Below are 13,170 nucleotides of genomic sequence, written 5' to 3'. Positions count from 1 at the left end.
CTGGACCGACCCATTCCTCCTTGAAGTTCACCGTTCCATTGATGTCGGAACTGGCCAACCAGAGCTGCCTCACCTTCCGGCTTATGTCAGACGACGCCACGATGATGAACTCGACGATATTGTGGCCCATGCAGTCGACGGTCAGAGCGCGCTCGCAATGCTGATCGGAGAGTCGGCTACAGGGAAAACCAGAGCATGTTGGGAAGCCGTTCAGAAGTTGCCCGACTCATGGAGTCTGTGGCATCCGATCAACCCTGGTCATGCAGAGTCACTACTCGACTCTCTCCGCAAGGGCATCCCACCAAGAACAGTTCTCTGGCTTAACGAAACACAGCTCTACCTGGACACACCCGCAAGCACCCTTGGGGAGAAGGCGGCTGCTGGCCTGCGCGAGATCCTCAGGGACCCAGGGTCCAGTCCTGTACTAATCCTTGGAACAATATGGCCAAGATACTGGGATAAGCTAACACGATACCCATATAGGGGAGGCGAAGACACACATTCACAAGCGCGGGCTCTCCTTGCCGCATCAGATATTGCAGTTCCAAGCAGCTTCTCAGAAGATTCATTGGAGAAGTTGAAAGAACTCATGAAAGTCGACCCCCGCCTAGCGCAGGCGTATCACTACAGCGAGGGGAAGCAGGCACGCATCACGCAATTCCTCGCAGGTGCACCTGCTCAAATGGAGCGCTATCGGAACGCCCCCGAAGAAGCTAGGGAAATTATTGATGCCGCTATTGATTTGCGCCGATTCGGTCATACGCCAACTATCCCAGAGCCCTTGCTGGCTCAACTGGCCTCTGCGGCCCTCGATCCCGAGGTACTTAATGCGCTGGATGAGAACTGGTTTCACGAATCGCTTGAATATACCCTTGCCCCGTGCAAGGGCGTAGGTGGTCCCCTCAGCCGAGTACGAAGCCGTCCGGGGGAGTCCAAGCGGGCGGCCTCATACCGACTTTCCGACTACATAGAGCAGGCGGGCCGAGCAAAGCGCGGCACGATCTTCCCTTCAGTCGAATTCTGCCCTATATTGCTCAGAAACATTCGAAAGGCTGAGCAACTCCGCGCTATCGCCTCTTCACTAGAAGACGCTGGGCGAACCTTTTACGCGGCACAACTCTACCTGCGAGGAATGGAACTCGGGGATTATCACTCCGGTCATCAGCTCGCTGAAATATTGGAGTACGTAGGCGATACGTGCGGAGCGCTGGAGGTCGCGCAAATCCAGTTTTCTCATGGTGACCCAGATGGCGCCGAGCACCTTGCGCACTACCTCTACGCAGAAGGCAAGACAGCGGCAGCTGAAGAGCTATGCATTGGTGAATTCGACAAGGGTAACTATAGACCTCTTGCGAAATTGCGCGAAAGCTACGACTTCGATGGAAATGCGGAAGCCTACCGAACTCTTGAAGGTAAGGTACTGAGCCCTAGGCTGCCTGGGCTGTACTTTATAGCGTTCGAGTCTGGGGGGGCTGGATCTCCATACGATAAATCGGTTAGAGAGGCTGTCAAGCGCCTTCAAGTATCTGAGGATGAGGCGGCGAGAATAGTCAACGAAGAGCTCCAAAACATGAAGCCTCGGCTTGATCTTATTGTGCGCAGCCTTAAGGAACGCACCGAAGAAATGGCAGCCGCAACCGTTCGCCTGCAAAATCTTATTGACGAGGGTCCCCATGGAGAGCGTAAGGCAATCCATGAAGAGATTATGGAACTGCACGCAAAGGGAGACCTGGAAGGGGCTCGGAAGGAAATCGTCAAGGGGTTGAACGCTGGCTTGATTGGCCTAGAAGCCATGGAAAAACATCTAGTGCTTTGCGGTCAGTCGAATCCTGAGGAACCCGTAATGCGCCTAGGTGTCGACTGGGACGCTAATCCAATGGGCGCTTGGAACCTCGCTGAGGTTCGGCGCGCTTGCCGCACGGCTGTCGATCCCTGTGACTCTCTTGATCAGTAGCAACTTGCCGTCGAGCAGTCCTAGCCCGCGACAGGGAAAGCGCACCAGGCGGGGCAGGGACCAGCGGCCAACGGCGGTTTCTGGGCGACGGTCGCCGGCGGGGTGTTAGGCATTCTTCTTACTGGGTCAGCGAGCACATCGACCGCAAACGATCAGTGATTGCCAAGCTAAGGGCTTCCTGGCCCGGGAGATCGGGACCACCGGCCGCGTGGAGTATGCCCGCACCTCGCCACCCACTACCTGGCCTTGTCTTCGACTCTTCCGGCGCTCATTCGGAAGTTCCCGTTGGAGTGCAGCGTGGGGCGGGCCTCAACGTGGTTACCGCTGTGCTTCTCCGCGTACTGGGCCGGGGCGTCGCCGGGAACGATGAAGTCTCCTCGCGCGCGTGGACCATCTGTGGACCACACCACGGGTCCTTCAAGGCCGAGCAAGTAATTCAGCAGGTCAGGGCCCATGACTGCGCTCGAAGCAGCCTTCTCTTGAAAACTGTCGTGGCGGCAACGCCACCGTGGGTTCAAATCCCACAGCCTCCGCCACAGGCCACATAACTGCAGGCCAGAAGGGGTGCCCGAAGCAACCGGGCACCCCTTTCGCGTTGAGCCTGTCTCACCACCTGGGCTCGCCTATACCCCGCCCGCGACAAGTGGGTGCGGCCAAGCCGCCGCTTGGATCGGTCTCGGCAACGTACTTCGTGCAGCGGTTTGATGAGGCCATCGCCGCTGGTAAACACGCTGTCGCGACGCTATGTGAGACGAAGGACCCGTCCGTGCCGGCAAGGCCATGGGAGAACTCGCCATCACCGTGCTCGCCGCCCAGGCCGACATCATGGAAGTGCGAGCCAGGTGGCGGCGCGCCGCAGTCGCCTATAAGTAGGCCGATGCCAAGAAACAGGGTACGGAAACGGAATAATGTATTCCGTGTGACTTCTCTTTGCGCGGGGGCGTCCATGGGTAACGCGGTTAGCGTTTGCGGGAAGTGGTCTTCGCTTGCTGTGATCGCCGGGGGTGTGGAGCTGTGGTTTGCGAGAAGGCGTTTTTGTGAGACGGCTTGCTCGCCCGAATGGTTCCACGCGATGAGCAGTGTCACATTCGCCGCTGCAGTGGATTAAACGCTTGCCAGATCCCGTGGACTCCGCTTGGATCTTGGTCGGAAGTCATGCGCAACCAAGAATCGGGGGATTCATGGGTATACGTAGAGCCGGAACGACCATTGCCGTAGCTCTTCTGCTGTCCGTTGGGGCAGCCATACCGGCATCCGCGGACAGCAGCGGATCAGGTGTCGAATCCACTGCCACTTCTGATGTCTTCGGGCGGAGCGCTTCCGAGGGGGCAAAAGGAAACCTCAGGGCAGCTGCCGAAGCCGGTGTCTTCATCACTGATGGCGACCGGGTTCACATCTCCAGCAACAAGAAGGAAGGCCGAGTCGCTTCGGCTCACGGCTGGTGGCGGAAGATAAACGGCCCGGGCACGAAGGCGAAAGTGACCGTTTGGCTCCAGGTAAAGGCAAAGAGCGGTAACAAGTGGCACTCGGTAAGCAAGAAGTCTTCCAACGTCAAGTCTGCCAATAAGCGCAGCAGCAAGCCGCGCACAACTGCCCGCAAGAAGTGCAGCAACAAGCAGAGTCGGCAATGGCGGACTGTGATCGACGTGGATATCATCGGCGTGAACGACTCGCCGGAGAAGGCGTACACCAAGCCCGTGAAGGTCCGCTGCGGCGTCTGATTTCAGTTGGCTGGCCGGTTGGGGGTAAATATGCATAGCGGGATGACAGTGGAAGTGCACGGAATCCTCAACCGGCACCACTGGCTCGAAAATATCGGTGAGGAACAGCTCCGCGAATCAACCATGGAACTTTCCATGCAGCGCGCGGAGGCCTACGGCTGGCACGCGCCCTACGGCTGGCGGACTCGGAACGGGAAGAAGTTCTTTCACCTGCCCGACCGTTGGCTCGACTGTGACACGGGCGGTGACTGGTCGGGAGCCCCGGAGATCAGGGAGTTGGCCTGGGTCCAGGCGGATATCCCGGAGGACGGACTCTATCCCCGTCTTCCGGTGCTCCCAATGGCCCGGACTGTCTTCGATGCCCTCACTCGGGTGGGCACGGTGGACTTCACGGCTCTCCGCACCTACCTCCCATTGCAGGTTGCCGCAGGTGATGCCTCTGGTGACCTCGATGACATGCGGGAATGGTTCGGGCTCGCGTCGCCCGCCGAGCGCGTGGACAGCTACCTGACGCTATCGGCCGCTCCTTCGGCGGCGTGGGCCGCTGGAGAGTGGAAAACTCGGGTTCAGAGCGCCATGACGGAACACCTGGGTGACGTGGCCACAGTTGAGGCGCGCAGCAAGATCAGTACGTCGCATCTTGCGGCACAAGCAACGGGCCGGTCGCCCATCGAAGGAGCTCAACCCGTGGGGCAGTTCTTGTTCCGCACGCGTGAGTGGACACCGGACGTCGCGGTGTGGCTGAGCGAAGTAGCCGGGGAGGCTCTTCGGGTAACAGGGCACGCAGTACCTGTCATCGTGACTGTCTCGGTCGCCCGCGCGAACTGACCAGGTTCGCGTCGGTGGTCAGCCGGTCGAGTCGGCGACTCTGTACATCTCGGCGGCGAGCCGGGAGCCCCGGCTCCCGGCTCGCCGCCGTGTGGGTACCGCGATTCGTCCTGCAGCAGGCGGCCAGGCGGAGTTTGGAACGTGGCCTGGCCGCTCACCGAGGGCAGGGCGACGATGGAGGCGCAGTAGGAGACACCGTTCCATGATGTCGTCTTCGTGGTGCCGGCGGCTTGGCGGAACTCGGAGCCGTAGTGGTTGGTGTCGGATCTGCTGTAGCCCAGTCTCGCTGTGATTCCCGAGCCGCCAGAGGGGGCCCGAGTCGAGCGGGCACCCCTTTCGCGTTCGCCATGACGTACTCCGTGGCCGTGCTCCGTGGCCGTACTCTGCCGCCCTGCCGGGCTTGGGCCTTCGTGGGGTCCGCGGGCCCCCGGGCACTCTCCCGGTACCCCCTCGCGCCCCCGTTGGTTGTCGGCTGCGACGTTTGACGGGTGGGGCTCACGCTTGCGGGGGAATCGGGGGTGGTTGTCGGTTCGGGGGGTGCCGCATGGGCAGTTCTGGTGCGCGACGTCGTTACGCAACAGACCCGGGGGGGTCGGCCAACCACCCAGGGGTTACCCGTACAAGTGGTTCCGCAGGAGGAAGTCATGGCAAGCATCCGTACCGCTCGCACCATCGCCGCCGTTGCCGCGCTGCCGCTCGCAGCAGCCCTGTTCGCCGGGGTCGCTCACGCGGACAACGGCTCGTTCGCGTCGGCCGGGTCGGGGGCGGTGTCGGCGAGCCAGGAAGGCACCGGCGTCGGGAACGACAACAACGGCAACTCCACCACGACCCAGCAGGTCGCGAACGGCGATGGAGCGTCGAACCAGAACAACACCGCGAGTGTGAACGGCTCGGGGTTCACCCACGTCGACCAGTCGAACGCGACGGTGAACTTCACGAACCTCTGGTGACCCCTGTGGTGACCTGAGGACGACGGGCGGCCGGCGCTGGGGAGAGCCGGCCGCCCGTACCTGTGCAATCTTCGAACCCTCGAACCCTCGAACCCTCGAGTCTTCGAGTCTTCGGATCTTGACAGTGGGCGGTTTCTGACGGACAGTCAGGAACCGCTTGTTCGTGTGTCGGTGTATGGAGGAGAACCAGGCGGAGGGGGCGGCGGTGAGCGGTATGGAATCCGGGCTCGACGAGCGGCTCAAGGCTTACGCGGGGCGGGCCGCCATCATCGGTGGGGCCGGCAAGGATCCGGTCAACGCGGCGATGATCCGGCACTGGTGCGAGGCGGTCGGCGACACCAACCCGGCGTACGCAGGGGACGCGGCGATCGCGCCACCCACCATGCTCCAGGCGTGGACCCTGGGCGGACTCTCTGGGCACGCGGGCAGGTCGGCGGCGTACGAGGAGCTGTTCGCGCTGCTGGACGACGCCGGGTACACGTCGGTGGTCGCGACCGACTGCGAGCAGGAGTACCTGCGGGCGCTGCGCCCCGGGGACGAGGTCCGCTTCGACGCGGTGATCGAGTCGGTGTCGGGAAGGAAGACGACGAAGCTGGGGGTCGGGTACTTCGTTACGACTCGGATGGATGTGTGGGTGGGAGGGGAGGGGGCGTTCTCAGCCTCTGGGGGAGCCAGGAGAGAAGGGCGGGGTGAGGGCGGGAAGGGTGCGGTCGTTGGGACGCATCGGTTTCGGGTGCTCAAGTACGCGCCTGGTGGGACCGGGATCGGGGCCGCGGAGAAGGAGGGTGGGGCGCGTAAGGAGGCCGCGCGTCGGCCTCGGCCCGTGGTCAATCGGGACAACGCCGGATTCTGGGCGGGCGTCGCCGAGCACCGGCTGCTGATCCAGCGGTGCGGCGACTGTGAGCGGCTGCGTTTCCCCTGGCTGCCGGGGTGCAACGGCTGCGGGAGCCAGGAGTGGGACACCGTCGAGGCGGGCGGCGACGGCGTCGTCTTCTCGTACGTGGTGATGCATCATCCGCCGTTCCCCGCCTTCGACCCGCCGTACGCGGTGGCGGTGATCGAACTGGCCGAGGGGGTGCGGATGGTGAGCGACGTGGTGGGCGTGGCCCATGACGAGGTGCGCATCGGGATGCCCGTACGGCTGGAGTTCCAGCGGGTGGCTGGGGAGTTGGTGCTGCCGGTGTTCCGCGCCGTCACCGAACCTGTGGAGGAGGCGGTAGAGGGGCCGGTACAGGAGCCCGTACAGGAGCCAGTACGGGAAGCGGTGCAGGAGGCGGTGGCGGCGAGGGCGTGTGTGGGGAGTGAGTTGCCGCCTCTGGTCGTGCCGGTCACCCGGACTTTGATCGTCGCCGGGGCTCTTGCCTCGCGGGACTACCAGGACGTGCATCACGATGCCGAGGCGGCCAGGGAGAAGGGTTCGCCGGACATCTTCATGAACATCCTCACCACGAATGGGCTGGTCGGGAGGTACATCACCGATTATTTCGGGCCCCGGTGCGTACTCCGCAAGGTGGCCATTCGGCTGGGGGCGCCCAACTACCCCGGCGACACGATGACATTGCGGGGGACCGTCATAGCGGCAGAGGGCGCGGAGGAGACGATTGTCGTGCGCGTGACCGGGGAGAACGGTTTGGGGCGACATGTGACCGGTACCGTCACCGTCGCGCCGGCCGGCGGGGCCGCCGTATGAGCGTGCGGAGCGGGGACGGGCTCGGCGGGCGGGCAGCGATCGCGGGGATCGGCGCTACGGAGTTCTCCAAGGACTCAGGACGGAGCGAGCTGAAGCTGGCGGTCGAGGCGGTGCGGGCCGCGCTGGCGGACGCCGGGCTGGCGCCGGGGGACGTGGACGGCATGGTGACGTTCACCATGGACACCAGCCCGGAGATCACCGTCGCGCAGGCGGCGGGCATCGGCGAGCTGTCGTTCTTCTCGCGCGTGCACTACGGGGGCGGCGCGGCCTGTGCGACGGTCCAGCAGGCCGCGATGGCGGTGGCGACCGGCGTCGCGGAAGTGGTGGTCTGCTACCGCGCGTTCAACGAGCGCTCCGGGCGCCGCTTCGGATCGGGCGTGCAGCGGCGCGAGCCGTCCGCCGAGGGCGCCGCGCTCGGCTGGAACCTCCCGTTCGGGCTGCTGACGCCCGCCTCCTGGGTGGCCATGGCCGCGCAGCGGTACCTGCATGTGTACGGGCTGACGCCGGAGGCGTTCGGGCACGTGGCGGTCGCCGGGCGCCGGTACGCGGCCCGTAACCCCGCCGCGTACTTCCACGGCCGGCCGATCACCCTCGCCGAGCACGCCGCCTCCCGCTGGATCGTCGAGCCGCTGCGGCTGCTGGACTGCTGCCAGGAGACGGACGGCGGGCAGGCGATCGTGGTGACGTCGGCCGAGCGGGCGCGTGACCTGCGGCGCCCGCCCGCCGTGATCACCGCGGCGGCGCAGGGCGCGGGCCGCGCGCAGGAGCAGATGACGAGCTATTACCGGGACGGCCTGACCGGGCTGCCCGAGACGGGGGTAGTGGCGCGGCAATTGTGGCGGAGCAGCGGGCTGACGCCGGGGGAGATCGACGTCGGCATCCTGTACGACCACTTCACTCCGTTCGTGCTGATGCAGCTGGAGGAGTTCGGGTTCTGCGCGCCGGGCGAGGCGGCGGACTTTGTCGCGGCGGACGCGCTGCCGCTGAACACGCACGGCGGGCAGCTGGGCGAGGCGTACCTGCACGGCATGAACGGGATCGCGGAGGGCGTGCGGCAGATCCGCGGCACGTCCGTGAACCAGGTGCCGGGCGCGTCCCGGGTGCTGGTCACGGCGGGCACGGGGGTGCCGACCTCCGGGCTGGTACTGGGGGCGGACGGCGCCTGACGGCCGGTGGCTGACGGCCGGTGACTGACGGCCGACATCGGCTCCGGCGCGGAGCACGGCGACCGACCGGCCAACCGACCGACCGACCGGCCACCCGGCCACCCGGCCACCCGGCCACCCGGCCACCCCCGCACACGCCCACCCCCACCCCCACGCCCGGCATACGGCTGAACGGGCGGAGTCGCCCGCGTGTCCGTTCCCGGGTGGCGGAGTGCGCCCCGTTCACTCGGCGTATGAGATGGACAAAATCCGCAAAAAGTATCGCCTTGCTGGCGCTGCTGCCGACCGTCGGGCTGGTCCTCGCCCTGCTGGCAGCGCTGATGCCCTCCTGGTTCTCCGCCTCCCCGAAGGCCGGTGACGCGCGGCCGGCGGAGGCTTCCGGCGCCGGTAAGGCCGGCCGGGCGGCCGAGGCCGCGGCCGCCGACGACCCCGCCGCATCTCCCGGCCCCGCGGCCCGGGCCCCCGCCAAGGCCCCGCCGGACGGCCCGTACCTCTACAAGGGCTTCGGGCTCGACACGTGCGAGGCCCCGGCGGTCAGCTCGCTGCGGGCCTGGAACAGCACTCGGTACCGCGCCATCGGCGTCTATTTCGCGGGCCACGGCCGCGCCTGTCCCAAGCAGCACAATCTCAGCCCGCAGTGGTTCCAGGGCGCGAAGTGGGCCGGCTGGCGGGTGCTGCCCATCTACCTCGGCTCGCAGTCGCCGTGCGTGAAGAACAAGCACAAGCGGCGGTACGCCATCGGCGCCGACCCCTTCACCCAGGGCGTGACCGAGGCCAGGGTGGCGGTGAACCGGGCACGCGCGTACGGGATCATGCCGCGCAGCCCGATCTACCTGGACATCGAGGCGTACAGCCTGAGCAACCGCGCCTGCACGGATGTCACGCTGCGCTTCATCCGCTCCTGGAGCCGCGAGGTGCGCCGCTTCGGCTACCTCGCGGGCTTCTACAGCAGCGCGAACTCCGGCGTGCGGCACATGGCGCAGGCGCGCGCGCAGGGCGTCACCGACCTGCCGTCGGTCATCTGGTTCGCGCGCTGGAAGACGCCGCCCTCCGCCTACGGTGAGAAGTGGCTGCCGGAGCTGGCCTGGCACCCGAACCGCCGGATCCACCAGTACGCCGGCCACACCGTGGAGACGCACGGCGGCCGCGCGCTGCGGATCGACCGCAACTGGGTCGACGCTCCGGTAGCGGTGATCCAGTGACCGGCCACCCCCGTCGGGACGGGCCCGGCCGGGAGAGCTCCGTCGGGCCGACCCTGACGGGGGTGGGGTCGCGCTCCGCCCTGAGGAGGTGGCGGCAGCCCCAGCCGTACAACCTGAGGCGGATGCGGCTTCGGCACCTCGGGCCGATCCCCGCCGAGCCCGGCGCTTCTAGCGTGGAGGGCATGACCACGCCAGTGTGCAAGGGCGCCTCGACCGCCGCGGTGGCACCGTCGCCGACGGCGCTCCCGTCGTCCTCGTCGCTCCCTTCCGCCGCCTCGTTCCCGTCCTTCCCGTCGTTCGCGGCGTACGTACGGGACCGGGGCCCGGCGCTGCTGCGCGCGGCACGCTCGCTCACCGCGAACCCCAACGACGCGGAGGACCTCCTCCAGACCGCGCTGACCAAGACCTTCGTGGCCTGGGAGCGGATCGAGGACCACCGGGCGCTGGACGGTTACGTACGGCGGGCGCTGGTGAACACCCGTACCTCGCAGTGGCGCAAGCGGAAGGTCGAGGAGTACTCCTGCGACGAGCTGCCCGAGCCCGGCCCCGTGCCGGCGGCGCCCGATCCCGCGGAGCGGCAGGTGCTGCGGGACGCGATGTGGCGCGCGGTGCTCAGGCTGCCCGACCGGCAGCGGGCCATGGTCGTGCTGCGGTACTACGAGGACCTGAGCGAGGCGCAGACCGCCGAGGTGATGGACGTCTCGGTGGGCACGGTCAAGAGCGCCGTCTCCCGGGCGCTGGCCAAGCTGCGCGAGGACCCGGACCTGGCGCGGGCGGCCTGAGGGTCTGCGTCTGAGGCGGACGCGGCAGCGGCGGCGCTCCCGCCTCCCGCACGGCGATTCCGCACGTCAGCCGGACAGTAGCGTGACGGGTAACACGCCTGATTTTCCCGCGCGGTAGTGACATACCGCGTGGTACGGCAGCAGAATCAGCGGAAATCTACTCACCCGTAACCGGTCTTCGGGAGGCTCGGTGCTGAGCACGATGCAGGACGTACCGCTGACAGTGACCCGCATCCTTGCCCACGGGTCCACCGTGCACGGCAGGGCCGAAGTGATCACCTGGACCGGGGAGGGCGAGCCGCACCGCCAGACCTTCGCGCAGACCGGCCTGCGCGCCGCGCGGCTGGCCCACGCCCTCCACGACGAACTGGGCGTACGCGACGACGAACGCGTCGCGACCCTCATGTGGAACAACTCCGTCCACCTGGAGGCGTACCTCGCGATCCCCTCCATGGGCGCGGTCCTCCACACCCTCAACCTCCGGCTGCCCGCCGAGCAGCTGGTCTGGATCGTCAACCACGCCGCCGACCGGGTCGTCCTCGTCAACGGCTCGCTGCTGCCGCTGCTCGCCCCGCTGCTCCCGCAGTTGCCCACACTGGAGCACATCGTCGTCGCGGGCCCCGGCGACCGCTCCGTACTCGAGGGCACCACCGCGCAGGTCCACGACTACGAGGAGCTGCTGGCCGGGCGCCCCGAGACGTACGCCTGGCCCGAGACCGACGAGCGCCAGGCCGCCGCGCTCTGCTACACCTCCGGCACCACCGGCGAGCCGAAGGGCGTGGTCTACAGCCACCGCTCGCTCTACCTGCACTCGATGCAGGTCAACAACGCCGAGGCGTTCGCCATGAGCAGCCGCGACACCGCGCTGCCGGTCGTCCCGATGTTCCACGTGAACGCCTGGGGCCTGCCGCACGCCGCCTTCATGGCGGGCTCCTCGCTGCTGATGCCCGACCGCTTCCTCCAGCCGGCCCCGCTCGCCGAGATGATCGAGACCGTACGCCCCACCATCGGCGCCGCGGTGCCCACCATCTGGCAGGGCCTGCTCGCCGAACTGGACGCCACCAAGCGGGACGTGGCCTGCCTGGCCACGGTCGTCATCGGCGGCTCGGCCTGTCCGCCCTCGCTCATGAAGGCGTTCGAGGACCGGCACGGCATCCGCGTCGTGCACGCCTGGGGCATGACCGAGACCTCGCCGCTGGGCAGCGTCGCGCACCCGCCGGCCGGCGTGACCGGCGACGAGGAGTGGCGTTACCGCTGTACGCAGGGCCGCTTCCCGGCCTCCGTGGAGGCGCGGCTGGCCGGGCCCGGCGGCGAGTACCTGCCCTGGGACGGTGAGTCGGCCGGCGAGCTGGAGGTACGCGGGCCGTGGATCGCGGGCGCGTACTACGGCGGCGCGGCCGGCGAGGACTTCCGCCCCGAGGACAAGTTCAGCCCGGACGGCTGGCTGCGCACGGGTGACGTCGGCACGATCACGCCCGACGGCTACCTCACCCTCACCGACCGCGCGAAGGACGTCATCAAGTCCGGCGGCGAGTGGATCTCCTCGGTCGAGCTGGAGAACCACCTGATGGCCCACCCGGACGTCGCCGAGGCCGCCGTGGTCGCGGTCCCGGACGAGAAGTGGGGCGAACGCCCGCTGGCCACGGTCGTCCTGAAGGAAGGCGCCACGATCGGCTACGAGGACCTGAAGACCTTCCTCGCCGGTCGCATCGCCCGCTGGCAGCTCCCCGAGCGCTGGGCGGTCATCCCGGCCGTCCCGAAGACGAGCGTGGGGAAGTTCGACAAGAAGGTGCTGCGCAAGCAGTACGCGGACGGCGGGCTGGACGTGACGCGGCTCGGATGACCGGGGGAGCGGTACGTCCGGGAGCGCGTTTCCCGGACGTACCGCGTTGCCTCAGCGGCGGCCTGGGCGGTGGCGCGGCCGGCGAGGAAGGTCTTGAGGCCCTAGTTCGTACCGATCTTGGCGAGCAGGTCGACGATGCGGCCCTGGACGTCCGGGCTGGTGGACCGCTCGGCGAGGAACAGTACGGTCTCGCCGGACACCAGCCGCGGCAGCTGCGCCGGGTCCATGTCGGCCGAGGTGTAGACGACCAGCGGGGTGCGGTTGAGCAGCCCGTTCGCGCGCAGCCAGTCCACGATCCCGGCCCGCCGGCGGCGCACCTGCATCAGGTCCATCACCACGAGGTTGGGCCGGACCTGGGTGGCCAGGCTGACCGCGTCCGCGTCCGTGGCGGCCCGCGCGACCTGCATGCCGCGCCGCTCCAGCGACGTGGTGAGCGCGCCCGCGACGGCGTCGTTCTCCTCGATCAGCAGGACGCGCGACGGGTGCTGCTCGCTGTCGCGCGGCGCGAGGGCCTTGAGCAGTACGGCCGGGTCGGCACCGTACGCCGCCTCCCGGGTCGCCTGGGCCAGGCCGGCCGTCACCAGGACGGGCACCTCGGCGGCGCCCGCCGCCTGGCGCAGCGACTGCAGCGCCTTGCGGGTGATCGGCCCGGTCAGCGGGTCGACGAAGAGCGCGGCCGGATACGCCGCGATCTGTGCGTCCACCTCCTCGCGGGAGTTGACGATGACCGGGCGGTAGCCGCGGTCGCTCAGCGCCTGCTGGGTCGAGGCGTCCGGCGCCGGCCACACCAGCAGCCGGCGCGGGTTGTCCAGCGGCTCGGGCGGCAGCTCGTCGTCCATGGGCGGCGGCTGGCGGTCCACGACCTCTATGGCGCCGTTCGGGCCGTCCAGCGGCTCGGGGCCCTCCTGGCCCTCGCCCGGCGCGGAGATCGCGAACGCGCGGCCCTCGGTGGACTCCATCAGCGACGGCTGCGGCTGCCCGCCCTGCGGGGCGCGGGCGGCGGGCACCATCTCGGAGCCGGTGCCGCGCGCGTC

At 67.6% G+C, this 13,170-nt stretch carries 8 protein-coding genes and 2 pseudogenes; 9 read left to right on the top strand and 1 reads right to left on the bottom strand.

The window, feature by feature from the left end; translation table 11 throughout:
- The first annotated feature begins 589 nt into the window (after window positions 1-589).
- From ABT381_RS15515 to ABT381_RS15475, 9 genes and pseudogenes are all read left to right on the top strand, one after another.
- Window positions 590-1,954 carry a hypothetical protein gene (locus ABT381_RS15515; RefSeq protein WP_351593446.1) on the top strand — a complete coding sequence of 455 codons (1,365 nt, stop codon included), beginning with the start codon at window positions 590-592 and terminating at the stop codon, window positions 1,952-1,954.
- A gap of 1,181 nt (window positions 1,955-3,135) precedes the next feature.
- Complete coding sequence (locus tag ABT381_RS15510; RefSeq protein ID WP_351593443.1) at window positions 3,136-3,675, top strand: hypothetical protein; 540 nt, start codon at window positions 3,136-3,138, stop codon at window positions 3,673-3,675.
- A gap of 42 nt (window positions 3,676-3,717) precedes the next feature.
- Window positions 3,718-4,503, top strand: coding sequence for a hypothetical protein (locus ABT381_RS15505; RefSeq protein WP_351593440.1), 786 nt, complete (start codon window positions 3,718-3,720; stop codon window positions 4,501-4,503).
- A gap of 644 nt (window positions 4,504-5,147) precedes the next feature.
- Complete coding sequence (locus ABT381_RS15500) at window positions 5,148-5,453, top strand: hypothetical protein (protein ID WP_351593437.1); 306 nt, start codon at window positions 5,148-5,150, stop codon at window positions 5,451-5,453.
- A gap of 214 nt (window positions 5,454-5,667) precedes the next feature.
- Window positions 5,668-6,649, top strand: a pseudogene (locus ABT381_RS15495) (bifunctional MaoC family dehydratase N-terminal/OB-fold nucleic acid binding domain-containing protein); the annotation flags it as partial.
- 490 nt (window positions 6,650-7,139) lie between these two features.
- The gene (locus ABT381_RS15490; RefSeq protein WP_351593434.1) at window positions 7,140-8,309 is read left to right on the top strand and encodes a lipid-transfer protein; all 1,170 of its coding nucleotides are present in this window, start codon (window positions 7,140-7,142) and stop codon (window positions 8,307-8,309) included.
- A gap of 233 nt (window positions 8,310-8,542) precedes the next feature.
- A complete protein-coding gene (locus tag ABT381_RS15485; RefSeq protein ID WP_351593431.1) occupies window positions 8,543-9,511 on the top strand; it encodes a DUF1906 domain-containing protein in 969 nt (322 codons plus the stop codon).
- Between the two features lie 182 nt (window positions 9,512-9,693).
- Window positions 9,694-10,293, top strand: a complete 600-nt coding sequence (locus tag ABT381_RS15480) for a SigE family RNA polymerase sigma factor (RefSeq protein ID WP_351593428.1) — start codon at window positions 9,694-9,696, stop codon at window positions 10,291-10,293.
- Window positions 10,294-10,483: 190 nt separating this feature from the next.
- Entirely contained in the window at window positions 10,484-12,136 is a 1,653-nt protein-coding gene (locus tag ABT381_RS15475; RefSeq protein WP_351593425.1) for a long-chain fatty acid--CoA ligase, read from the top strand.
- A 101-nt stretch (window positions 12,137-12,237) separates the two neighbouring features.
- Here the strand turns inward: ABT381_RS15475 and ABT381_RS15470 are convergent.
- A pseudogene (locus tag ABT381_RS15470) lies at window positions 12,238-13,170 on the bottom strand (PAS domain S-box protein); the annotation flags it as partial.

This window comes from Streptomyces sp. NPDC000151 (assembly GCF_040301705.1).
GTDB lineage: Bacteria > Actinomycetota > Actinomycetes > Streptomycetales > Streptomycetaceae > Streptomyces.
This window is presented reverse-complemented; position numbering and strand designations above follow the sequence as displayed.

What these genes read in the sequence shown, in the direction of transcription:
- ABT381_RS15485 (WP_351593431.1), top strand. Translation starts at nt 8,543, where the DNA reads ATGAGATGGACAAAATCCGCAAAAAGTATCGCCTTGCTGGCGCTGCTG.
- ABT381_RS15515 (WP_351593446.1), top strand. Translation starts at nt 590, where the DNA reads ATGAAAGTCGACCCCCGCCTAGCGCAGGCGTATCACTACAGCGAGGGG.
- ABT381_RS15505 (WP_351593440.1), top strand. Translation starts at nt 3,718, where the DNA reads ATGACAGTGGAAGTGCACGGAATCCTCAACCGGCACCACTGGCTCGAA.
- ABT381_RS15510 (WP_351593443.1), top strand. Translation starts at nt 3,136, where the DNA reads ATGGGTATACGTAGAGCCGGAACGACCATTGCCGTAGCTCTTCTGCTG.
- ABT381_RS15490 (WP_351593434.1), top strand. Translation starts at nt 7,140, where the DNA reads ATGAGCGTGCGGAGCGGGGACGGGCTCGGCGGGCGGGCAGCGATCGCG.
- ABT381_RS15480 (WP_351593428.1), top strand. Translation starts at nt 9,694, where the DNA reads ATGACCACGCCAGTGTGCAAGGGCGCCTCGACCGCCGCGGTGGCACCG.
- ABT381_RS15500 (WP_351593437.1), top strand. Translation starts at nt 5,148, where the DNA reads ATGGCAAGCATCCGTACCGCTCGCACCATCGCCGCCGTTGCCGCGCTG.